Raw genomic sequence first — 23,134 nt, 5'->3', positions numbered from 1 at the left:
CAACTTTCCAGGAGAACCCATGAGCACCGCCGCATCCACCTCCCTTGACGGCTATGAGGTCTGGTTCCTCACCGGCAGCCAGCACCTCTACGGCGAGGACGTCCTCAAGCAGGTGGCTGCGCAGTCGCAGGACATCGCCACCCAGCTCAACGCGTCAAGTGACGTTCCGGTCCGGATCGTGTGGAAGCCGGTCCTGACCGATTCGGACGCCATCCGCCGCACCGCACTGGAGGCCAACTCGGACGATTCGGTCATCGGCGTCACGGCCTGGATGCACACTTTCAGCCCGGCGAAGATGTGGATTACCGGCCTGGACCTGCTCCGCAAGCCGCTGCTGCACCTGCACACCCAGGCCAACCGGGACCTGCCCTGGGCGGACATCGACTTCGACTTCATGAACCTGAACCAGGCCGCGCACGGCGATCGCGAGTTCGGGTACATCCAGTCGCGCCTGGGCATCGCCCGGAAGACCGTCGTCGGGCACGTCTCCAACCCCGAGGTGGCGCGGCAGGTGGGCTCCTGGCAGCGCGCCGCCGCCGGCTGGGCCGCCGTCCGCACGCTGAAGCTGACCCGCTTCGGCGACAACATGCGCAACGTCGCCGTCACCGAAGGCGACAAGACCGAGGCCGAGCTGCGCTTCGGCGTCGCGGTCAACACCTGGTCCGTAAACGAACTCGCCGACGCGGTGCACGGCGCCGGCGAGTCCGACGTCGACGCCCTGGTCGCCGAATACGAGGACCTTTACGAGGTTGTGCCGGAGCTCGGCGCAGGCGCGGCACGGCACGAATCCCTCCGTTACGGGGCCCGGATCGAACTGGGCCTGCGCAGCTTCCTCGAAGCCAACGGTTCCGCCGCGTTCACCACCTCCTTCGAGGACCTCGGAGCCCTCCGCCAGCTTCCCGGCCTGGCCGTGCAGCGGCTCATGGCCGCCGGTTACGGCTTCGGCGCCGAAGGCGACTGGAAGACCGCCGTCCTGGTCCGCGCCGCCAAGGTGATGGGCGCCGGACTGCCCGGCGGCGCGTCCCTGATGGAGGACTACACCTACCACCTGGAACCGGACGCGGAAAAGATTCTCGGAGCACACATGCTTGAGGTCTGCCCCTCCCTGACCGCACAGAAGCCGCGGCTGGAAATCCACCCGCTCGGCATCGGCGGCAAGGAAGACCCCGTCCGGCTGGTGTTCGACGCCGATGCCTCCCCGGGCGTCGTTGTCGCCCTGTCCGACATGCGGGACCGCTTCCGCCTGGTGGCAAACGCCGTCGACGTCGTCCCACTGGATCAGCCGCTGCCCAACCTGCCCGTCGCCCGCGCCCTGTGGCAGCCCAAGCCGGACTTCACCACCTCCGCCGCCGCCTGGCTCACCGCCGGCGCCGCGCACCACACCGTGCTCTCCACCCAGGTGGGCCTGGACGTGTTGGAGGACTTCGCCGAGATCGCCAAAACCGAGCTGCTCACCATCGACGAAAACACCACCATCCGTCAGTTCAAGAAGGACCTGAACTGGAACGCCGCGTATTACAGGCTGGCCGGCGGGATTTAGCGCGGTCTTTGCACACGACAACAGGCTCCGGAGCAGCTGCCTCCGGAGCCTGTTGTTGTGCTTTTGTAACGAGGCGTCAGTGGCCGAAGTGGGCGCGCGGAGCTCCCTCCGGCAGCCTCTGGAGGATGTCCTCGGCGATCCTGCGCACCTTGATGTTGCGGTGGCTTGAGGCCTTGGCCAGGATGGAGAAGGCCTCGTGGTAAGAGCACCTGTTCTGCGCCATGATGACCCCGCAGGCCACGTTGATGGACGTACGGCTGTCCAGGGCTGAGCGGAGGTCCGACGCCATGGACCGGGCGGTATGCAGGTTGATGGCCATTTGCAGGCTCTTGGCCGCGAGGCCCGCGAAAGAGCGCGCCTCGGCGATCACCTGGAGCGGAAACGCCTTGGCGTCCTGGGCGAAGAAGGCGAGGGCGGCGGGGGTTTCCCGGGCAGCGGCACCATCGTGGGCAGCGCCGTCCCTGGAAGCCGCCTCATCCGGCGCACTGTCCAGCGCCAGCCGCACGCCGAGCACGCTGCCGAGGCCTGCGGACTGGAGCTGGTCGCAGTAGCGGGGCCAGCGGAAGTCGCCGTTGCGCTGGAGCACGGCCACGGGCTGGCCGCCTTCAAGCACTTCGCTCACCGGCCCCTCTGCAGCCTTGTACTCCCACTGCAGCAGCTGTACTGCTTCATCGGAGGTGCCCATGATGGCGGGTGCTTTCTTGGGCTGGTGCACCACCACGCCGCATTCAATCCGGAGCGCCGCCGTCCGGATTACCGACTGGACGGAAGCGTTCACCAGGCGCTGCAGTGATTCGGCCAGGGATTCCGTGCCCGTCACGAGGTCCAGCAGCAGGTCCTGGCTGCCGGTCCCGGGCTGCTTGGCCAGCGCCGTGAGAGGCGGCGCCGTGCGGCCGGCGGGGGACCGTGGTGCAAGAAGAGGGCCGGCGACGGCTGGGGGAGAGTCCTTGGTCTCAAAGGACTCCTCGTCGCCGGCCCCGCTTAATACCCGTGTCCGATGGACCGGGAAGCCGGAGTTCACATGTCGTGCATGCATTGCCAGTCTCACACCCCCTAGTGAGCCGCGTACCGCGAGTCAGAACACCTGTTGTCCCTGCCAAGAAATCTAGTTCCGCCACCGGTGCCCACGACCGCGTAGGGAGTACCTGTTTTTGAGATTAGGTAGTACTTGCTCCGCCAGGGATTTTCCAACCCCCGGCGTTGCCGCAGGTGGGACGCGTTTGTCCTCGTTTCCACTTGGCAGGACGTGGTACCCGGCCGATGCTTCCAGCCCCTTGACTCCGGCCCGACGAACCTCAACAATGTCTTCTATAACGTTGTAAAAAAGAATCGAGGAAGCTTTCGTGACTACACCAGAACCGGCCGCGGCCAAGATCACCATGGATCCCGCCTTCGCTGTGGGACCCGTGCGCCGCCGTACCTTCGGTGCTTTCGTGGAGCATCTTGGCCGTTGCGTCTACACCGGAATTTTCGAGCCGGAGCATCCCAGGGCTGATGAGGACGGCTTCCGGGAGGATGTCCTGGAACTCACCCGCGAACTCGGCGTTTCCACGGTGCGCTACCCGGGCGGCAACTTTGTGTCCGGCTACCGCTGGGAGGACGGCGTGGGCCCCGTGGACCAGCGCCCGGTGCGGCTCGACCTGGCGTGGCACTCCACCGATCCCAACCTGGTGGGCGTGGACGAGTTCGCCAAGTGGTCCGCGAAGGCGGGGATCGAAACCATGATGGCAGTCAACCTGGGCACCCGCGGTACCCAGGAGGCACTGGACCTGCTGGAGTACTGCAACATCGACGGCGGCACCCGGCTGTCCGAACAGCGGCGCGCCAATGGTGCCGAAAACGGCTACGGCATCAAGATGTGGTGCCTGGGCAACGAGATGGACGGCCCGTGGCAGATCGGGCACAAGAGTGCCCGGGAGTACGGCCGGCTGGCAGCCGATACGGCACGCGGCATGCGCATGATCGAACCCGGCCTGGAACTCGTGGCGTGCGGCAGTTCCGGTCCCACCATGAGCACGTTCGGCGAATGGGAGCGCGTGGTCCTGTCCGAAACCTACGAACTGGTGGACCTCATCTCCGCACACCAGTACTTCGAGGACTTCGGCGACCTGCAGGAACACCTCTCCGCAGGGCACCGCATGGAAGCCTTCATCCACGACATCGTGAGCCACATCGACCACGTAAAGTCCGTGAAGAAGTCCACCAAGCAGGTAAACATCTCCTTCGATGAGTGGAACGTCTGGCACATGAGCCGCGACGAGTCCCGGGCACCCAGCGGGAAGGACTGGCCCGTTGCCCCAGTCCTGCTGGAAGACACCTACACAGTGGCGGACGCCGTCGTCGTCGGTGATCTCCTGATCACCCTGCTCCGGAACACGGACCGCGTCCACTCTGCCAGCCTTGCCCAGCTGGTGAACGTCATCGCCCCCATCATGACCGAGCCGGGCGGGCGCTCATGGAAGCAGACCACCTTCCATCCCTTCGCCCTCACCTCCCGGCACGCGTCCGGCACGGTGCTGCAGCTCGCCGTCGAATCCCCCCTGGTCAGCGGCGGCAAGACGCAGGACTTTGCGGCGGTGTCCGCCGTCGCGACCTATGACGCAGCCAAGGGCGAGGCTGTGGTGTTTGCCGTCAACCGGTCGGTGACGGAAACGCTGCGCCTGGAGGCAATGGTGTCCGCGCTGGGCGACGTCCAGGTGGTGGAGGCGCTCACCTACACCAACAAGGACCCGTACTGGCAGGCCACCGCTGATGACTTCACGTCCGTGCTGCCCGCCGACAACGTCTTGGCAAAGGCCGACGGAGGCCGCCTCACCGCGGAACTTCCGGCCGTGTCCTGGTCTATGATCCGGCTGGCCGTCACCAACTAACCCCCAGTGAGTTTTTGTCCAGGTATGCCGGGATAACGGCCCGGGAAGCCTGCATATCTGGACAAAAACTCCGGTGGAGGCCTCCGGAAGCCGTGAGTATGACGACGGCGGGCGGCAGGTGGGAGGATGTACGGCATGGAATTGCACATCACCGGAGATCCTGCCGCGGACAAGCTGCTGAGCGAGGACGACTTCGCCCTGTTGACGGGAATGCTGCTGGACCAGCAGGTAACCATGGAGTCCGCCTTCGCGGGGCCTGAAAAGATCAAGGCCCGCATCGGGTCCCTGCAGCCCGAGGCCATCGCCTCCCATGACCCGGAAGCCTTCGTGGAGATGTTCAAGGAGCGGCCGGCGGTGCACCGTTTCCCCGGTTCCATGGCGGCCCGGGTGCAGGCGCTAGCGGAAGCAGTGCAGAACGAGTGGGACGGCGACGCCGCCGCGATTTGGACCAAGGGTGACCCCGACGGCACCGAGGTGCTCCGCCGGCTCAAGGCACTTCCGGGCTTCGGCGAGCAGAAGGCGAAAATCTTCCTCGCCCTGCTGGGCAAGCAACGGGGGCTGCAGGCGCCAGGATGGCGCGAGGCCGCAGGGCACTACGGCGAGGAAGGTGCCTACCTGTCCGTCGCGGACATCGTGGACCCCGAATCCCTGGCCAAGGTACGCGCCAGCAAGCAGGCCGCCAAGGCTGCGGTGAAAGCGGCCAAGGCGGACAGCTGATTTTGCCTTCATGACGGGCGGTTGCCGTCGCGGAGCCATCTTCTGCAACGATGTATCCCGGAACTTGCGATACCACACGAAGGAGCCATATGGCGGTCACCATGAACGACGTTGCACGCGCGGCGGGGGTGTCGCTCAAAACGGTTTCCAACGTCCTGAATGACTACGAGTTCATCCGTCCTGCCACCAAGCAGCGGGTCCAGGACGCCATCGCCGAACTGGGGTACGAGGCGAACCTCACGGCTCGGAGCCTGCGGTCCGGCAAAACCTCCATGCTGGGCCTGGTGCTGTCCGATCTTTCCGCACCCTACTACGCGGAGCTGGCCTCGAAGCTGATGAAGGCCGCCGCGCAGCGTGGCTACCGCGTCCTGGTGGAGCAGTCTGACGCCGAAGGCAGCGCGGAACTGAATGCCCTGCAGGGACCGTTCCGGCAGCTCACCGACGGCCTGCTGTTCACCCCGCTGGCTATTGACGCCGACGCCGTTGCCTCCCGTGCGGGCAAGAAACCTCTGGTGATGCTCGGCGAACACATCCTGGACCCGCGGTTCGACCTGGTCACCATGAAGAACGAGGAAGCTGCCGCCGCGGTCACTGCCCACCTGCTGGGGAGCGGCCGCCGGCGGATCGCCGTGGTTGGTGCCAGCCCCGGGGAGTCAGCGGGCAGCGCCGGCCTGAGGCTCAACGGCTACCGCAGGGCGCTGGAGGAAGCCGGTGTCCCGTTCGACCCGGCCCTCATTGCCCCGGCCGAATGGCGCCGCGACACCGGTGCCGCAGCCGTGGCAGGGCTAATCGAAAAGGGAGTCCGGTTCGATGCCGTGTTCGGCCTGAATGACGTCCTCGCGCTCGGCGCCATGCACCAGCTCCTGATCCGCGGCATCAAGGTTCCGCAGGACGTGGCCGTGGCGGGTTTCGACGACATCGACGAAGCCCGGTTCGCGTCGCCGTCGCTGACCACCATCTCGCCCGGCATGGATGAGATCGCCGAGCGGTCCATCGCCCTGCTGCTCGACCGGATATCCGGCCGGGAAAGTGCCGGGCAGGGACTGCACGTGGAGGCCGGCTTCAAACTCAAGGTCCGGGAGTCGGCGCCGTAACTTCCAGTTTTGCCCGGTCCCTTGAGGGGTACGGTTCCGGTACCGGCTACGCAAGGGAAAGGTGCCTCCATGATTGCTCTTTTGGTCATCGACATGCAGAACGCGTTTTTCGAGGCGCCGGAACTTGCCGCGCAACAGGAGCAGATGGTCGCATCGTGCAACAGATTGCTGGAAGCATTCAAGGCAAGCGGGCACAAGGCGTTGATCGTGGGCACCGAACACGAGCGGGACAAGTCCACTTGGAGCCTGAATATGCTCGACGACGACCAGGGCTTTATCTTCCGCGGCAGCGAGCAGGCACAAGCTGTCCCCGGCCTCGCGATAAACGGCCTGCCGCAGCTGAACAAGACCCGGGACAGCGCCTTCGTAGGTACGAACCTGCTCTCCCGACTGCGGAACTGGGGCGCCGACGAGGTGGTGCTCGCCGGAGTTTCCACCCACAACTGCATCGCGCAGACAGGGGCGGACGCCTTCGCCCACAACATCCGGGCCACCTACGCCAGGGATGCCATGGCCTCCGAGGACAACCAGGACGCCGCGGACATGCTGCGCATCCTCTCCACCAGTTACCGCCAGCCAGTCCAATCCACGGAAGAGATCCTCGCGCGGCTCAACCCTTAGCGCGTGGCCGAGGGCCAATCCGGGAACCGGGCATTACAAACCTGAAACGTGGCCGAAACGTTCGGCACCTACTGTGGGTCCCACGCCGTCCGGCGGCTGTTGTGGAAGGGACCCGAATGCACCTGATGCCGCGTGAGCAGGAAAAACTGATGATCGTGGTGGCCGCGGACCTTGCCCGGCGGCGGCAGGCCCGCGGGCTCAAGCTCAATTACCCCGAGGCCGTGGCCATCATCAGCTACGAACTGATCGAAGGCGCCCGTGACGGCCGGACCGTTGCCGATCTGATGAGCTACGGCACCACGCTCCTGAGCCGCGACGACGTCATGGAGGGCGTGCCCGAAATGATCCACGACGTGCAGATCGAGGCCACCTTCCCCGACGGCACCAAGCTCGTCACCGTCCACGATCCCATCCGCCAGGGGCAGCCATGATACCCGGAGAATACGTCCTCAGGCCCGAACCCGTGACGCTGAACTCCGGGCGGGACGCGGTCATTGTTGAGGTGCTCAACACCGGTGACCGGCCCGTGCAGGTGGGCTCACACTTCCACTTCGCCGAGGCGAACGCCGCCCTGGTCTTCGACCGGGACGCAGCGTACGGCCGCCGGCTGGACATTCCCGCCGGCACCGCCGCCCGGTTCGAGCCGGGGGACTCACGGAGCGTGCGGCTCATCGAACTCGCCGGAGCCCGGGAAGTCTACGGACTGGGCAACGCCGTCAACGGAAAGCTCGACGGCGGCACCCGCCCGGGCGGGCCTGTTGCGGGAGGTGACAGCCAGTGAGCTTCGAAATTACGCGCCGGCAGTACGCCGACCTGTACGGCCCGACCACCGGCGACAAGATCCGCCTGGCCGACACCGAACTGTTCCTCGAGATCGAGAAGGACCTCACCGTGTACGGCGAAGAGGTGGTGTTCGGCGGCGGCAAGGTAATCCGCGACGGCATGGGCCAGAACGGTCAGGCTATCCGTGACGGGGACGTCCCGGACACCGTCATCACCAACGCCGTCATCCTGGACTACACCGGCATCTACAAGGCCGACATTGCGCTCAGGGACGGACACATCTTCCGGATCGGCAAGGCCGGCAACCCGCAGATCACCGACGGCGTGGACATTGTGATCGGTGCCAGCACCGAAATCATCGCCGGGGAACGGAAAATCCTCACCGCCGGCGGCATCGACACCCATATCCACTTCATCTCGCCGGACCAGGTTGCGACTGCCCTTGCCAGCGGCATCACCACCATGATCGGCGGCGGCACCGGGCCGGCCGAGGGCACCAAGGCCACCACCGTGACGCCGGGAAAGTGGCACATCCAGCGCATGCTGCAGGCGGCGGAGGCATTTCCGATGAACATCGGCCTGTTCGGCAAAGGCCACGCGTCCGCCGTCGAACCCCTCGCAGAGCAGATCCGCGCCGGCGCCATCGGACTGAAGGTGCACGAGGACTGGGGCTCCACCACGTCCTCCATCGACACGTCGCTGACGGTGGCGGACGAGTATGACGTCCAGGTGGCCATCCACACCGACACCCTGAACGAGTGCGGCTTCGTGGAGGACACCATCCGGGCCATCAACGGCCGCGTGATCCACACGTTCCACACCGAAGGCGCCGGCGGCGGACACGCCCCGGACATCATCAAAATCGCCGGCATGCCCAACGTCCTGCCGGCGTCCACCAATCCCACACTCCCGTACACCCGCAACACCATCGAAGAGCACCTGGACATGCTGATGGTCTGCCACCACCTCAACCCTGACATCCCAGAGGACGTGGCGTTCGCCGATTCCCGGATCCGCGCCGAGACCATAGCCGCCGAGGACGTCCTGCAGGATCTCGGCATCTTCTCCATCACCTCCTCCGACTCACAGGCGATGGGCCGGGTGGGCGAGGTGATCACCCGCACCTGGCAGGTAGCGGACAGTATGAAGAAGCAGCGCGGCGTTTTGGAGGATCACGACGGCGGGGCACACGGCTCAGCGGGGAGCGACAACTTCCGGCTCAAGCGCTACGTGGCCAAATACACCATCAATCCCGCCCTTGCCCAGGGCATCGCTGACTCCGTCGGCTCCGTGGAGGAAGGCAAGTTCGCCGACCTGGTCCTCTGGGATCCCGCGTTCTTCGGGGTCAAGCCCGAGCTCGTGCTTAAGGGCGGCCAGATTGCCTATGCGCTGATGGGCGACGCGAACGCCTCCATCCCCACCCCGCAGCCGCGCACCATGCGCCCGATGTTCGGCGCGTTCGGCAAGGCCGTGCAGCAGTCCTCCATCACCTTTCTTTCACAGGCCGCCATGGAGGCCGGCGTCCCCGCCGAACTGGGACTGGAGAAGGTCATTCGGCCCGTCTCAGGAATCCGGAACCTCACCAAGGCCGACCTGAAGTACAACGACGCAACGCCGGACATCCGAGTGGACCCGGAAACCTACCAGGTGATGGTCGACGGCGGGGACGTTACCTGCGAGCCGGCCGACGTGCTCCCCATGGCCCAGCGCTACTACCTCTTCTAGAACCTCGGAGAACTCCTTGATCATCGACAAAGTCCTCGGCAACCTGCACGACCTGCCGGAAACCGACCTCGCCGCCTATGCCGGGCTGCACCGCGAGAAAGTGGTGCTGCCCAGCGCCCAGCTGGTCAAGCGCATCCAGCGCGCGACGACGGACCACGGCAAGGAGATCGGAATCCGCCTGCCGTCCGGGGCGGGGGACCTGCGTGACGGCGACATCCTGCACGTCGCCGAATCGAACCTGATCGTGGTGTCCGTGCTGCCCACCGACGTCCTGGTCATCGCACCCCGCACCATCCACGAAATGGGCGTCACGGCGCACTCCCTCGGCAACCGGCACCTGCAGGCGCAGTTTTTTGACGCGGAGTCGGAGTACGGGGCGGAGGTCATGGTGTGCGCTTACGACCACACCGTCGAGGACTACCTTCGCCACGCCGGAGTGCCCTACTCCCGCCAGGAACGCGTCATGCCCGTGCCTTTCCGTCATGCTGAGCACTCGCACTAGTACCAGCCGCACCTTGGACACGGCGGCGGGTGAAGGGGGCTGTGCCCGCTTCGCGGTGCCCACCACACCGCAGCCCCCTTCACCCGCCACCGCCAGCGTCGGCAGCTACCAGCTTGCCTTGCAGCAGCTCACTGACTCAGCGCTTCCTACCGGGGCGTTTGCGCACTCTCTCGGCTTCGAAACCTATGTCGACGCCGGTGTGGTCGCTGATGAGGCTGGTTTCGGCGCCTGGTTGTCCATGTTCATCTCGCAGTCGCTTACCTACTCAGACGGGCTGGCTGTCCGGTTTTTGTATGAGGGGTGGGATGTCCTTGACCTCGATGCCTTGCTGTCCGCGCAACTGCTGCCGCGCCAGGTCCGGGAGGCCAGCATCAAGATGGGCGGGCGGCTGCTCGAGATCGGGGCGGAAGTGTTCCCGTCGGACGCGCTGGAACTGTACCGGGACCTGGTGACCAGCGGCGCGGCCGCAGGGCACCAGCCTCTGGCGTTCGCCGTCGTCGCGCGCTCCCTGGGCGTGCCGCAGCAGGAGGCGCTCGCCGCCTACCTCTTTGCCACCGTCACCTCCCTGACGCAGAACGCGGTCAGGGCCATCCCGCTGGGCCAGAACGCGGGGCAGCGCGTGCTGCGGAAAGCGCACGACGACGTCGCTGCCGCCACCGAACGGATCGCCCGCCTCACCCCGGACGACTTCGGGGCCGTCAGCCCCGGACTGGAAATTTCGCAGATGCGGCACGAACGCCAGCGTGCCCGGATGTTCATGAGCTGACCGGGCTTGTGACGGAGGAGGAACACCATGACTGAACCCATTAAAATCGGCATCGGCGGGCCCGTCGGCGCAGGCAAGACCCAGCTCGTGGAGCGGCTCACCCGCCATATGAGTGGTGGGATCTCCATGGCCGCCATCACCAACGACATCTACACCATCGAGGACGCCAGGATCCTGGCCGCCAACGGCATCCTGCCTGTGGACCGGATCATCGGCGTCGAAACCGGCGGCTGCCCCCACACCGCCATCCGTGAAGACACCTCCATGAACACCGCCGCCATTGAAGAACTCAAGGCGCGTCACCCGGACCTGCAGGTGATTTTCGTCGAATCCGGCGGCGACAACCTCTCCGCCACCTTCAGCCCCGAACTGGTCGACTTCTCCATCTACATCATCGACGTGGCCCAGGGCGAAAAGATACCCCGCAAAGCCGGCCAGGGCATGATCAAGTCCGACCTGTTCATCATCAACAAGACCGACCTCGCACCCCACGTCGGCGCGGACCTGGCCGTCATGGAACGGGACTCCAAAGAGTTCCGCGGCAACAAGCCGTTCTGCTTCACCAACCTCAAGACGGACGAAGGGCTCGACAAGGTCATCGAGTGGATCCGGCGCGATGTCCTGATGCTCGATTTGGCATGAGTACGACGGCGGTGGGGTTTCGACAGGCTCAACCACCGGAATTTCGACAAGCTCAATCACCGGAAGCGATGGGGGAGCTTGGGCTTGTGGTGGCCGAGCGTGCGGGACGGTCCTTCGCGGCGCATCAGTACCACCGTGGGGCTTTGAGGGTTTTGCGGCCTCACTACCTCGATGACTCGGGACAGGTTTGCTATGTCGTCGTCAATCCTGGCGGGGCTTATCTTGGGGCGGATCTCTTCCTTATTGATGTCGAGGTAGGGGACTCGGCCTCGCTGCTGCTGACCACCCAATCCGCTACCAAGATTTACCGGACTCCCGGATCTTTTGCCGAGCAGCAGATGCACGTCCGGCTGGGGGAGGGGGCGCGGCTGGAACTGATGCCGGACCAGCTCATCGCCTACCGGGAGGCCAGCTACCGGCAACGGACCTGCGTGACCCTGAAGCCGTCATCGTCCCTGGTCATGGCCGAGGTGGTGACCCCCGGGTGGTCCCCGGACGGCACCGCATTCAGGTACGAGGAGGTGCGGCTGCGCAGCGAGATGTGGGTGGATGCCGCAGAGGGGGACCGGCAACTGCTGGCGCTGGACAACCTGCTGATCCGGCCGCCATCGGGCGATGTCAGCGGGATGGGTTTCATGGAAGGCTACAGCCACGTGGGATCGCTGGTGGTGGTGGACGCCCGGGTGGACCAAGCGCTCGCTGACGAGCTGAACGCTTGCGCGGCCGAACATGACGCCAGGACTGGGATTTCACTCACCCGGGCCGTCGCCGGAACAACGGGACTGGTCCTGCGCTCGCTGTCCAACAGCACGGAGGACCTGAACAGCCTGCTCAGCGCCTGTAACAGCCTGCTCCGGAAACGCTGGTACAGGCAGGAACCGCTGGATCTAAGGAAGCACTGATGACCGCACTCAACAGCATCGCCACACTGTACCGGGAGCGGGAAGCACTGCCGCTCCGGACCCGCGTGCTCTTCACCTTCGGTGCCGTCGCCGCACTGCACGCCGCCGCCGTCGTCCTCCTGGTCAGTGGCTCCTTGGCCGCCGGCACGCCCCTGGTCCTTGGCCTGGTCCTGACCGCGTACGCGGCGGGCATAAAACACAGCTACGACTGGGACCATATCGCCGCGATCGACAACTCCACCCGCAAGTTCGTCGCCCAGCGGAGGGACCCTGTGAGCGTCGGATTCGCGTTCAGCCTTGGCCACAGCTCGGTGGTGATCCTGGCAGGACTTCTGGTGGCGGCCGGCACGGCCGTCATCGGCCAGTTCATGGAGGAAGGAACCACGGGCAACCACGTCCTCGGCCTCATCGGCAGCGGGGTATCCGGCCTGTTCCTGCTCGCCATGGGCCTGTTCAACGGTTCCGCCTTCCTGCGGGCCGCCCGGGTGTACCGCGACGTGCAGGCAGGCGGCCGGATCAGGGAAGGGGACCTGGACAGCAGGGGATTTGTTGCGCGTCTCCTGGCCAGGCCGCTGGCCGGAGTGCAGCGGCCCCGGAACATTTACGTGATCGGCTTCCTGTTCGGTCTGGGATTTGACACTGCCACCACCATCGGGCTGCTGGTGGTCACGGCTGCTGCGTCACTGGCGGGCGTGCCACCGGTGGCGCTTTTGACGCTTCCCCTTGCCTTCGCTGCCGCGATGACCCTGTGCGACACGGTCAACGGCGTGGTCATGATGCGGATGTACCGCTCCGCGTTGGACCACCCGCAACGCAAACTCGGCTTCAATGCCCTGGTGACGGGCCTTTCCGCGTTGTCGGCGCTCTTCATCGCAGCCATCACCCTCGGCGGATTCGCCGACGCCGCCTTTGGGCTCGCTGACCCGTTCACCGCCTGGCTGGGGGAGCTCGACCTTGGCGAGGCGGGGCTCCTGCTGGTGGCAGCCTTCCTTGCTGTCTGGGGCGGGGCGGTCCTGCTGGGCGGCGGACATAACAGAAGGCGGACTGCAGACCATCAGGCAGGCAGCCCGGGTCCAGCCAGGACTGATGCCGGTGCGCAGGATTGACTGGATGAGGGTTTATTTGATGATTGTGACGCGGTTAGTTGCTTCTATTGCAACAGCCTCGAGACGCGCTAACTACGCGGAATTCAGAGGCTTGGATCACATCGAGGGTGGCGGGACGGCCAATCGTCCGTTTCCTTTCTGGCAGAATACTTACCACCTCCCCTAGGGGATGCCGGTTAATGGCCGGTTACTCCTGCCGATCCGTTACCCGGTAAAAAGACAGGACGAAGATGTTCGAACAGTCCAAAGAGCAGCACCCCGTGCGCCCAAAAACTGCCCGCCGGCTGCAGGCGGGCGACTGCATAGTCGTGGACAAGGACGAGCTGCGGAAAGCGCAGGTGGGGGCGGGCGTCGGGAACTTCATTGAGTGGTACGACATCGGAGTCTACGGGTACCTCGCCGTCACCATGACCTCTGTCTTCACGGAGGGCATGGATGAGCGGATGGGCCTGTTGGTTACGCTGCTGGGTTTCGCCGTCTCCTTTATCGTCCGGCCGTTGGGCGGCATGATCCTTGGTCCGCTCGGCGACCGGATCGGCCGGCGCAAGGTCCTCTTCTTTACGATGGCATTGATGGCCGTGGCCACCACCGGCATCGGCCTGCTGCCCACCGCAGGACAGGTGGGCCTCTGGGTGATCATTCCCCTCTATCTGCTCAAAATGCTGCAGGGGTTCTCCACCGGCGGCGAGTATTCAGGCGCAGCAACATACATTTCGGAGTTCTCGCCGGACCGCAGCCGCGGCTTTATGGCCTCGCTGCTGAATTCCGGGTCCATGCTCGGTTTCGCCGCCGGCGCCAGCATGGTTGCCGTAACCACCGCTGTCACCACGTCCGCCTGGGGTGACTCGGCAATGCTGGAAGGCGGCTGGCGCATCCCGTTCCTGATCGCCCTTCCCCTTGGCGTCGTGGCGATTGTGATGCGGCTCCGGCTGCCGGAATCGCCCAGCTTCGAGGTTGCCCACGCCAAGGCCGGAAGTGAGGACATCGACCCCATTTTCGTCCGGCACAACCTGCCTAATATCTTCAAGCACTACTGGCCCCAAATCCTGATCGGCTGCTGCCTCGTTGCCGCCGACGGCACATGTGGCTACCTGCTGACCAGCTACATGCCCACCTACCTCGAAACCCAGGTTGGATCCGACCCTGTGCACACGGCTGTTGCCGCCGTCGTCGTCCTGGTTCTGCTGGCGGTCATGATTCCATTCGTGGCCCGCTGGTCCGACCGCATCGGCCGGCGCCCCATCTACGCCATGGCCACGATCGGAAATCTGGTCCTGCTCCTGCCGGCCTTTACCCTGATGCAGATGGGAACGCTGTGGTCCTTGTACCTGGCACTCTTCCTGGTGTCGCTGCCCTCGGCGTTTTTCCTCGCCCTCACCGCGGCCGTGATGTCCGAACTCTTTCCCACGGCTTCCCGCTTTGGTTCGGTGGGGGTAACGCACAACCTCGCCATTTCGGTTTTCGGCGGCACCACTCCACTGGTCAGCCAGATCCTCGTTGAGGTAACCGGGAACCCGTACGCTCCCGCGTTCTACGTAATGTTCTTCTCGCTGGTGGCGCTGTTTGCTTTGCTGAAGATGCGGGAGACGGCGGCAAGGCCCCTCCTGGGGTCGGTGCCCGTGGTGTCCAGCCGCGAGGAGGCGATAAGGCTTGTGGAAGGGCAGGACACGAACGAACGCATCGACACCTCCACCATGCTGCTGGCGCCTGAACCGGCGGCGCCCGAGGCCGCGGGCGTCCGCTAAGCCGTCAGGCCGCCATCCGGCCCTTGGCCCGGCGGCGCGGGCGGTTCTTCCCCTGGGTAGGGGCCGCGATGCGCGAGCCGATCAACACCTGCCCGCCGTCTGCAACGGTGGCGTCTGCTTCCAAATGGACGCCGTGCTCGATCAGCACGCTCGAGCCGATCCGGGAGTGGCTGCCAATGTGGACCCGGTTGCCAATCACCGTGCCCCGGCCGATCCGCACGCCGTCGCCAATGACCGCGCGGTCACCGATCGTGGCGTCCCGGTCGATCCAGCTGCCATGGCCGATCCGGCAGCCGTGGCCAATCCTCGCGCCATACTCCACGTAGGTCATGGACCCGATGCGGGTGCTGTCCGCAACCGCGGCTCCGGGAGCCACCAGGCCACCGCCATTGACGCGGCGGACGTAACGGGTGACCTTCCCCGCGTCGTCTTCAACTGATTCAAACTTCGTGCTCATGAAATCCCTCAGTACCGTGCGGCAACTTACCGTACGTTCAGTTAACGGTTGTCAACCCAAACGGATTCCCAGGAGCCCCTGGGCAGGGGCTCCTGGCATCCCGGCGGTCAGGGGGCGTGCTGGAACTAGACGCCTTCGTCCTCTTCGGGAGTCCCGGCCTCAGTCAGCAGGAGTGCCGTTCCCCGGAAGGCGGGAAGTTCGAGGAAGAAGCTGCAGAGGTCGTCCACGTGGCCAATGGCTTCGCCGGTGAACAGGTCCTGGACCGTGGATCCGGGCAGCAGGTGGCTGGACTGGATGCTGCCGGCGACGTCCTGGTCCGAGAAGTTGAGAACGGTGACCTCAAGCGCGCCGCTGCCCAGCCGGGTGACCATGACCAGCAGGCCGCGGTGCGAAACATCGGGTACGTCCAGCAGTGTGCCGGTGGCGATCCCGTACTCTTCGCGGACCGCGAGGACCCGCTGCAGGCGCCGCGCGAACGAGTTGGGGTCCTGCAGCTGGTCCGGCAGGGGACCGTACAGGCTCCGCGCGCGGGGCATTCCGGACGACGACGCGGTCGCTTCCGGGCTGTTTCCCATGATGTCGTGCGCCCCGCGGTTGATCCAGCGGGTGTCGCCCTGCGCGGTGAGTTCGGCAACGCTTTCACGGTCAAGGGCCGTGATGCCGGCCAAATCCCAGCCGGAAAGCGCAAAGACGCCGGGCTGCAAGGCGTTGTACATGGCCAGCAGGATGTGGACATCCCGGACCTGTGCCTCCTGCTCGGGGGTGATCGCGTCCTGTTCACGGATGCCCAGGGCGGCCATGATGAAGCTGACGCTTGTGCAGGCAATGCCGTTGGTAGTGAACACCGCGTTGTAGGGCGCGTTCTCACCGGTCAGCCGGTCCCGCATGGTCTGCTGGACCTGCTCCGCAAGCTCGGCGCCGGTGAGCTCCACGCCGTTAAGCTCGAACATCTCGTCCCGGTGCCCTGAAGCGAAGTGCATCAGTTCATAGGTGAGTTCGTCGTGGTTCTGCAGCGCGTGCACCAGTGAGGCCTGGTCCACCCCGATCTCCATGGACAGGCGCAGGGCCAGCCGCAGGAGCTCGGTGTCGGCGGTCACCAGGGCGTAGTGGTACGCGGGCCGGGTGATGAAATCGTAGGACAGGTCGGGGCCTGCTTCCGACGTCGCCTTGATGTCGTCAATGGTGAGGTTGAGCTCCTGGAACGAGAACCCGCCCACCTTGCGGATCATGGAGCCGATGAGCTGGTTCGCGGCCTCGGACAGCGGGTGTCCCTCGGACCAGCCGGGCTGTTCCTCTGCGCTCTTCTCCACGCCCAGGAAGCCGTTGGCGTCCAGCCGAAGCGCACCGGTGCCAAGATCCACCAGCGAATGCAGCGCATCGCCCACCACCAGGCGCATGCCGGCGAAGGTGGGGTCCAGCCAGTTGATGGACGGCTGGCCCGCCTTAAAGTAGTGCAGGTAGACCCAGCGGCGGGTTTTCCCGGTGGTGTCCACCACCGGCCGGGTAGCGCTCCAGTTGGTTTCCTTCACGCCGGGCTCATAGAAGATCACCCGCTGCAGCCGGCCGATGATATACCCGGCCTTCTGCAGTGCCTGTTCCGATTCCGGGCTCAGGTTGACCGAGTCCTGCCCGTCCGGGACGTCCGGAAGCAGGTGCCAGTCATCCTCGGGGATGTCCACCATGTGGTAAATCCCGGGGTAGTCGCGGAAGTTCATCTCGGCGAGGCGGAAGTCGGCACCCTTGCCGGTGTGGCCCGGGACGATGTCGTCGATGATGGTGCCGCCGTGGTCCGTTGCCACTTCGCACATCCTGCGGAATTCATCCTCGGTGCCGAACACCGGATCGATGGCCATGCTGATGCGGTCGAAGTGCCCGTCGACGCTGGGCGTCTGGGTCCAGCCGCTGATGCCGCCCGCCAGCTTGACGGGTCCGGTGTGGATGGCCCTGATGCCGATTTCGCGGAAGGCGTCCCACATTGCTGGATCGCCGAGGGCGGCCAGGAAGGATTCACCGGGGCGGGTGATGAAGGAGAGGGGATATGCGGTGAACCATACGGGGGCGCGTTCGACGGCGGCTCGCGGGTTGGGGTGGGCATAGGAGTTCTGCCACATGCTGGCCTGCCCTGAAAGCTGCCGGGCCAGGGTGTTCGCGTCACCCAGCATCGCCTGGTTCCGCAGCCACTCGACGTACGCCTGGTTGCGCCCGTCGAACTCGAAGGAAGGCCGCGTGGCCAGGTACTGCCGGCGCCGGGCGATAGGCCGAAGGGCTTTGGGGCGGGCGGGATAGAACTGTTCGTCGTAGGTGATTTCAGGTTCGGCTGTGTGCTCCCCAGCCGCCGTTTCCGCCGGTTCGTCGTCGCCGGCAAGGGTCTCCGATTCAAGAAAACCGTCGCTGGCACTCAGTTCCCGCATAGATTTCTCCTCCAGGTCGTTCCCGTGGTTCCTGGGAATGCTTCCAGGTCACCCTGCTCCTGCCAACGTACCCCAGAGGGCCGGGAGTATTCGCAAGGATGAAACGGCAACTGCCAAAGAAGAAGCTGCGGCGGTGCGTGAGCCGGGACGCGGACCTAGGACACCAGGTTGGCCGCGGCGGTGTCCATGTGCTCGAGAATGGTTTTCCGTGCGAGGGCGGCGTCGCCGGTATCGATGGCGGTGACAATGTCCCGGTGCCGGTCCACGCTCATGTTGCTGACGCCCTTTTCCAGCCCCGCGAACATGATGGACATCCGGATGGAACCTTCCAGGGACTCCCAGGAGTGGAGGAGTGTCTCATTGCCTGTCAGCCGGCACAGGGTGCGGTGGAACTCAAGGTCGGACTCGATCCGTTCCTCGAGGCTCCCGCTGGTTGCGGCGGTCATGACGTCGATGGCCCGGTGCAGGGATTCGGTGACGTGCTGCCGCTCCGGCAGTTCGCAGAGCGTCCGGGCAGCGAGCGACTCCAGCGCGGCGCGTACCGCATAGATGTCCCGGATTTCCTTTTCATCGAGATGCCGGACAGACAAGCGTCCGCGCGGCCCGGCTGAGACCAGGCCTTCCTGTTCCAACTGGCGGAGTGCCTCCCGCAACGTGCCCCGGCTGATTTGCAGCATCTCGGACAGCTCAGTTTCCACCAGGTGCCGTCCGGGTTCCAGTTCTCCGCTGGTGATGGCAGTCCGCAGGGCCGAGAGGGCCTGCTCACGCAGGCTCTTCTTTTGCAGTCCCAGCAACGGGGCGGTCAGTCCGGCCATGGCCTTGCGTCCTCAATGTCGTAAGTCGACTGTTTACAGTCGGTCGTAGTTCGATAGTACGGCAGAAGGCACGGCTCCGGTGGGCGCCGGAGCCGTGCTTTACGCATTCCGTTATTGGCTTAGCCGAGTTCGGCGAGGACCTTCGCCACGATGCGGTCCATGGCCAGGCCGTAGCGGTCGTGCAGGGTGGGCAGGGCACCTGCGTCCAGGAACTGGTCCGGCAGTGCCACGGGCACCACGCGCTTGCCGAGGCCCGCCGCCACCATGGACGAGGCCACGGTTTCGAACAGGCCGCCCACAACGGAGTGGTTTTCCAGGGTGACGGCGAGCCGGTCGGTGTTGATCTCGGCGAGGACGGTCCCGGCGTCGAACGGCTTGATGGTAGGTGCGTGTACGACGGCGACGTCCACGTTGTGTGCCTCCAGCGCCTTGGCTGCCTGGAGGGCGCGCATGGTCATCAGGCCGGAGGAAATGAACACGACGTCGTTGCCGCCGCGCAGGACCTTGGCCTTGCCAAGTTCGAACGTGTAGTCGTACTCGTCAAGGACCGTAGGCACGTTGCCGCGGAGAAGGCGCAGGTAGGTGGGTCCTTCGGACGCGGCGAGCTGCGGGACCGCCTGTTCGATGTCCACGGAGTCGCAGGGGTCCACGATGGTCAGGTTGGGCATGCCGCGGAAGATCGCCATGTCCTCGGTTGCCTGGTGGCTGGGGCCGTATCCGGTGGTCAGACCGGGCAGGCCGCCCACGATGTTAACGTTCAGGTTCGGCTCGGCCGCATCCAGGCAAAGGAAGTCGTAGGCGCGGCGGGCGGCGAACACCGAGTACGTGGACGCGAACGGCACCAGGCCGGTTTCGGCCAGGCCGGCCGCGGCGCCGAACAGCAGCTGCTCGGCCATGCCCATCTGGAAGAACCGTTCCGGGAAGGCCTTGGCGAAAATGTGCATGTCCGTGTATTTGCCCAGGTCCGCGGTCAGGCCGACGATCCTGTCGTTCTCCTGCGCGGCCTTGACCAGTGCGTGCCCAAAGGGCGCGGACGCGGTCTTCTGGCCGGGGTCGGCGAAGGATGCGATCATCGCCGAGGTCTTGAGCTTCGGCTTCACAGCTGTTGTGGTGCTGGGGGCCTCGGTGGTGGTGCTCATGCTGAAGCCTTTCCTTCATATCCGGCGGTGAGCTGCTCGCGGCAGGTCTGCCATTCGTGTTCTTCGATGCGCATGAAGTGCGCCTTGTCGCGGTTTTCCAGCAGCGGCACGCCGCGGCCCACCTTGGTGTCGCAGAGGATCACGGAGGGACGTCCGACGGCGGCGGCCTGGGCGGCTGCGTTGTCGAACGCTGCCAGCAGCGCTCCGACGTCGTTCCCGTCCACCCGCTGGGTGTACCAGCCGAAGGATTCCCACTTCTCCGTGACCGGTTCGGTGCGGAGCACTGTGTCGGTCTTGCCGTCGGCCTGCAACGCGTTGATGTCCACCATCGCGGTCAGGTTGCCCAGCTGGTGGTGGTGCGCGCCCATGGCCGCTTCCCAGGTGGAGCCCTCGTCCAGTTCGCCGTCGGAGAGGAAGTTGAACACCCGGGCGTCCGAGCCCTGGTAGCGCAGGCCCAGGGCCATGCCGACAGCGATGGTCAGGCCGTGGCCCAGGGAACCGCCGGAGATTTCCATGCCGGGGGTGTAGGTGGACATTCCGGACATCGGCAGCCGCGAATCGTCCGAGCCGTACGTCTCGAGTTCCGCAACGGGGACGATGCCTGCTTCGGCGAGGGCCGCGTAGTGGCCGATGGCGTAGTGGCCGGTGGACAGGAGGAACCTGTCCCGTGCTTCCCAGTGCGGATCCCCGGCCTTAAACCGGAGCTGGTCGCCGTAGACCGTGGCGAGCATGTCCGCTGCACCCAGGGCCTGTCCCACATAGCCCTGGCCCTGGACCTCGCCCATGTTCAGCGCGTGGTGCCGGATCCGGTAGGCGGCGGCAGTGACCTTTTCGATGCGGTCCTGCCCCACATGGCTTTCAACGGCCGGGTCCTGGATGGTTTGTGTTGGCATTGCTGGCTCCGTGTTCGTTTCGTGCGTGACGGTCATTTAGACGCTCACCGTGTTGGGCGTGCTTTTGGTGGCCTCATCGGCCAGCTGGCGTTCACGCTTGCCCCAGGTTTCGCGGGTGGCGACTGCGGCCCACAGGCCAACGGCTGCGTAGAAGCCGAACAGCATTGCCGGACCCATCCAGCCGAAGCTGACGAAGAGCAGGGTGGTGATGAAGGGGGTGAAGCCTGAAACCATGGCGGAGATCTGGTAGGCCAGGCTGGCGCCGGATGCGCGGGTCCTGGCCTGGAAGAGCTCGGGGAACCAGGCGCCTTGGGCACCGGCGAGGGAGTTCTGGCAGACAGCGTAGGAAATGGCGATGGTGGCGATGATGAAGAAGAACAGACCGGTGTTGACCATCAGGAACATGGGCACGGCGAACAGGACGGCAAAGGCGCAGGACCAGATGTAGACGGGGCGGCGGCCGATCTTGTCAGTGAGGCGTGCCCAGGCGAAGGTGGCGAAGATGCCGATAAAGGACGCGATGCAGAGGGCTACAAGGGTTTGGGTCTTGTCCGCCAGCTGCTCGGTGTGCAGGTAGGAAATCATGTAGGTGATGGAAACCGCGTAGCCGGCGGTCTCGGCAACACGCAGGCCGATGCCCTTGACGATGTTGCGCCAATCGGTCTTGATGACCTCCACGATGGGGGACTTGACGATGTCGCCGCTGTCCTTGACCTCGTCGAAGACCGGGGACTCAGGAACCTTGGAGCGGATGATCAGGCCGACCACCACCAGCACGATGCTGGCCAGGAAGGGTACGCGCCAGGCGAGTTCGCCGCCAAGATTGACGCTGACCAGGAAGACCAGGTTGGCAAGCAGCAGGCCTACCGGGAAGCCGGCCTGGACGATGCCGGTGTACTTGCCCTTGGCCTTCCAGGGAGCGTGTTCGTAGCTCATCAGGATGGCGCCGCCCCATTCGGCGCCGAAGGCAAGGCCCTGCACGATGCGGACGAACACCAGCAGCGCGGGAGCCAGGAGGCCCACCTGTTCGTAGGTGGGAAGCAACCCGATGAGGAACGTGGCCACGCCCATGAGGATGAGCGAGGTGACCAGCACGGGCTTGCGGCCCACCTTGTCGCCGAGGTGGCCGCCGATGATGCCGCCCAGCGGACGGGCCGCGAATCCGACACCCAGGGTGGCGAAGGCGGCAAGGGTGCCGGTGACGGGGTCGCCGGTGGGGAAGAAGGCGGTCCCGAAGTACAGCGCAGCGGCGGTGCCGAAACCGATGAAGTCATAGGTCTCGATCACGGCGCCAACACCGGAGCCGATGGCAACGCGCTTGGCGTCCTTGGTGCCGTGGACCGGACCGCGCATGGTCAGAGCATCTTTGCTCATGGTGGTTCCCTTTCGGAGAGCGGCCTGTTGGGGTTTCGCCGCTGTCGACGGTTAACAAATGATAAACCCAGTGTGACCCGCGTCATGCGCAATGTCAACAGTCGACCGCAGAGGTTGACTGTCAACAATAATGGCGGCTACTGTGGTGGCCATCACTATCGCCAGCCATGAACGACGGCCGGCATCAAACAGAGGATCAACGATGTTCCATTCCAGACTCGGGTGCTCGTCCATCAGTTTCCGGCACCAGGAACTGGGGACTGCCCTGCACACCATGCGGGATCTTGGTTTCGAAGAAATCGATCTGGGTGCTTTGCCCGGCGTCTGCAACCACGTCCCCTACGGGTTGGATGCCGCTGCCGTGGCTGCCGTATCCGCCACGGTGGAGTCCTCCGGCCTGCGGGTCCGCTCCGTTAACGGCGACATTGGGGACCTCAATGCAGTGCTCGACGGCGAAGGCCAGGCGGCGCGGCAGCGCCACCTCGACGCCCTGCTCACCCTCACGGCGAAGACCGGGGCCAAGGCGCTGGTCCTGCCCTGCGGGGCCCTGGACCACACCCCCGTGCAGAGCGTGGAGGAGGACCTGGACCTCATCGCGGCCCAACTGATCCGGGCCGGACAGCGGGCGGAGGAGTACGGCGTCGAACTCTGGACCGAATCCCTGCACTTCCTCCGGTTCTGCTGGAACCTGGACCGCGCCGGCCGGCTGGCGGACCGCCTTGCCGGAACCGGCGTAGGAATCGTCATGGACTTCAGCCACATTGTGGCCGCCGGCGAGGACATCCGCGGGTACCTTGACCGGCACCGCGGCCGCATCTCGCATGTCCACCTGCGGGATGCCGTCCCGGGGAACATCAACCTCAGCATCGGCAACGGCAACGCCGACTTCGCAGGCGGCCTCAAGCGGCTCGCTTCGCACGGCTATGCCGGGCACTTCTCACTCGAGCTGGAAACCCGGGACGTCACCCACCACGAACGGCCCGCGGCCGCCGGCAAAGCGGCCAGCTTCATCACCGACCTCATCTAATCCAC

22 protein-coding genes are annotated in these 23,134 nt (G+C 65.3%); 15 read left to right on the top strand and 7 right to left on the bottom strand.

Translation table 11 applies throughout. The annotated features are described in order from the left end of the window. The first annotated feature begins 19 nt into the window (after positions 1–19). Positions 20–1,540 carry an L-arabinose isomerase gene (gene araA / locus FDW83_RS11170; RefSeq protein WP_138138167.1) on the top strand — a complete coding sequence of 507 codons (1,521 nt, stop codon included), beginning with the start codon at positions 20–22 and terminating at the stop codon, positions 1,538–1,540. 76 nt (positions 1,541–1,616) lie between these two features. On the opposite strand, the gene FDW83_RS11165 is transcribed toward araA, so the two are convergent. Then, positions 1,617–2,576: an ANTAR domain-containing protein gene (locus tag FDW83_RS11165; protein ID WP_138138166.1), complete on the bottom strand. Its 960-nt coding sequence runs from the start codon at positions 2,574–2,576 to the stop codon at positions 1,617–1,619. Between the two features lie 343 nt (positions 2,577–2,919). Here FDW83_RS11165 and FDW83_RS11160 point away from each other — a divergent pair, with 343 nt between their 5' ends. The 13 genes from FDW83_RS11160 (at position 2,920) to FDW83_RS11100 (ending at position 15,013) form a co-directional block, all read left to right on the top strand. Further along, the gene (locus tag FDW83_RS11160; RefSeq protein WP_138138251.1) at positions 2,920–4,410 is read left to right on the top strand and encodes an alpha-N-arabinofuranosidase; all 1,491 of its coding nucleotides are present in this window, start codon (positions 2,920–2,922) and stop codon (positions 4,408–4,410) included. Positions 4,411–4,536: 126 nt separating this feature from the next. Then, on the top strand, positions 4,537–5,127 hold the full coding sequence (locus FDW83_RS11155) for an HhH-GPD-type base excision DNA repair protein (protein WP_138138165.1): 591 nt from the start codon (positions 4,537–4,539) through the stop codon (positions 5,125–5,127). Between the two features lie 89 nt (positions 5,128–5,216). Then, positions 5,217–6,221: a LacI family DNA-binding transcriptional regulator gene (locus tag FDW83_RS11150; RefSeq protein ID WP_138138164.1), complete on the top strand. Its 1,005-nt coding sequence runs from the start codon at positions 5,217–5,219 to the stop codon at positions 6,219–6,221. 69 nt (positions 6,222–6,290) lie between these two features. Continuing rightward, positions 6,291–6,842 (top strand): cysteine hydrolase family protein, encoded by a 552-nt coding sequence (locus tag FDW83_RS11145; RefSeq protein WP_138138163.1) that lies wholly within the window; start codon positions 6,291–6,293, stop codon positions 6,840–6,842. 116 nt (positions 6,843–6,958) lie between these two features. After that, the gene (locus FDW83_RS11140; protein WP_138138162.1) at positions 6,959–7,273 is read left to right on the top strand and encodes an urease subunit gamma; all 315 of its coding nucleotides are present in this window, start codon (positions 6,959–6,961) and stop codon (positions 7,271–7,273) included. After that, positions 7,270–7,623: an urease subunit beta gene (locus FDW83_RS11135; RefSeq protein ID WP_138138161.1), complete on the top strand. Its 354-nt coding sequence runs from the start codon at positions 7,270–7,272 to the stop codon at positions 7,621–7,623. The genes FDW83_RS11140 and FDW83_RS11135 overlap by 4 nt, the downstream gene beginning before the upstream one ends. Continuing rightward, a complete protein-coding gene (ureC, locus tag FDW83_RS11130) occupies positions 7,620–9,350 on the top strand; it encodes an urease subunit alpha (RefSeq protein WP_138138160.1) in 1,731 nt (576 codons plus the stop codon). The genes FDW83_RS11135 and ureC overlap by 4 nt, the downstream gene beginning before the upstream one ends. 16 nt (positions 9,351–9,366) lie before the next feature. Then, positions 9,367–9,852: an urease accessory protein UreE gene (gene ureE / locus FDW83_RS11125; RefSeq protein WP_138138159.1), complete on the top strand. Its 486-nt coding sequence runs from the start codon at positions 9,367–9,369 to the stop codon at positions 9,850–9,852. Beyond that, entirely contained in the window at positions 9,833–10,618 is a 786-nt protein-coding gene (locus FDW83_RS11120; protein ID WP_138138158.1) for an urease accessory protein UreF, read from the top strand. Before ureE ends, FDW83_RS11120 begins: the two co-directional genes overlap by 20 nt. 27 nt (positions 10,619–10,645) lie before the next feature. After that, positions 10,646–11,260, top strand: coding sequence for an urease accessory protein UreG (ureG, locus tag FDW83_RS11115; RefSeq protein ID WP_138138157.1), 615 nt, complete (start codon positions 10,646–10,648; stop codon positions 11,258–11,260). Between the two features lie 68 nt (positions 11,261–11,328). Then, positions 11,329–12,162: an urease accessory protein UreD gene (locus tag FDW83_RS11110; protein WP_138138156.1), complete on the top strand. Its 834-nt coding sequence runs from the start codon at positions 11,329–11,331 to the stop codon at positions 12,160–12,162. Further along, entirely contained in the window at positions 12,162–13,268 is a 1,107-nt protein-coding gene (locus FDW83_RS11105; protein WP_138138155.1) for a HoxN/HupN/NixA family nickel/cobalt transporter, read from the top strand. Before FDW83_RS11110 ends, FDW83_RS11105 begins: the two co-directional genes overlap by 1 nt. Before the next feature lie 230 nt (positions 13,269–13,498). Beyond that, complete coding sequence (locus FDW83_RS11100) at positions 13,499–15,013, top strand: MFS transporter (RefSeq protein WP_138138154.1); 1,515 nt, start codon at positions 13,499–13,501, stop codon at positions 15,011–15,013. Positions 15,014–15,017: 4 nt separating this feature from the next. On the opposite strand, the gene FDW83_RS11095 is transcribed toward FDW83_RS11100, so the two are convergent. The 6 genes from FDW83_RS11095 to FDW83_RS11070 form a co-directional block, all read right to left on the bottom strand. Continuing rightward, entirely contained in the window at positions 15,018–15,470 is a 453-nt protein-coding gene (locus FDW83_RS11095) for a DapH/DapD/GlmU-related protein (protein ID WP_138138153.1), read from the bottom strand. Positions 15,471–15,595: 125 nt separating this feature from the next. Continuing rightward, positions 15,596–17,881: a maltose alpha-D-glucosyltransferase gene (gene treS, locus FDW83_RS11090; protein WP_138138152.1), complete on the bottom strand. Its 2,286-nt coding sequence runs from the start codon at positions 17,879–17,881 to the stop codon at positions 15,596–15,598. A gap of 155 nt (positions 17,882–18,036) precedes the next feature. Next, entirely contained in the window at positions 18,037–18,696 is a 660-nt protein-coding gene (locus tag FDW83_RS11085; RefSeq protein ID WP_138138151.1) for a GntR family transcriptional regulator, read from the bottom strand. A gap of 119 nt (positions 18,697–18,815) precedes the next feature. Continuing rightward, positions 18,816–19,835, bottom strand: a complete 1,020-nt coding sequence (locus tag FDW83_RS11080; RefSeq protein WP_138138150.1) for a transketolase family protein — start codon at positions 19,833–19,835, stop codon at positions 18,816–18,818. After that, positions 19,832–20,728: a transketolase gene (locus FDW83_RS11075; protein ID WP_138138149.1), complete on the bottom strand. Its 897-nt coding sequence runs from the start codon at positions 20,726–20,728 to the stop codon at positions 19,832–19,834. The genes FDW83_RS11080 and FDW83_RS11075 overlap by 4 nt, the downstream gene beginning before the upstream one ends. 36 nt (positions 20,729–20,764) lie before the next feature. Then, positions 20,765–22,102 (bottom strand): MFS transporter, encoded by a 1,338-nt coding sequence (locus FDW83_RS11070; protein WP_138138148.1) that lies wholly within the window; start codon positions 22,100–22,102, stop codon positions 20,765–20,767. 202 nt (positions 22,103–22,304) lie between these two features. On the opposite strand from FDW83_RS11070, the gene FDW83_RS11065 reads away from it, so the two are divergent. Continuing rightward, on the top strand, positions 22,305–23,129 hold the full coding sequence (locus tag FDW83_RS11065; RefSeq protein WP_138138147.1) for a sugar phosphate isomerase/epimerase: 825 nt from the start codon (positions 22,305–22,307) through the stop codon (positions 23,127–23,129). The last annotated feature ends 5 nt before the right edge of the window (positions 23,130–23,134 follow it).

It is taken from the genome of Pseudarthrobacter sp. NamE2, from assembly GCF_005796205.1.
Lineage (GTDB): Bacteria > Actinomycetota > Actinomycetes > Actinomycetales > Micrococcaceae > Arthrobacter.
Note: the sequence above shows the minus strand (reverse complement) of the source record. Positions and strands in the feature narration are given on the sequence as shown.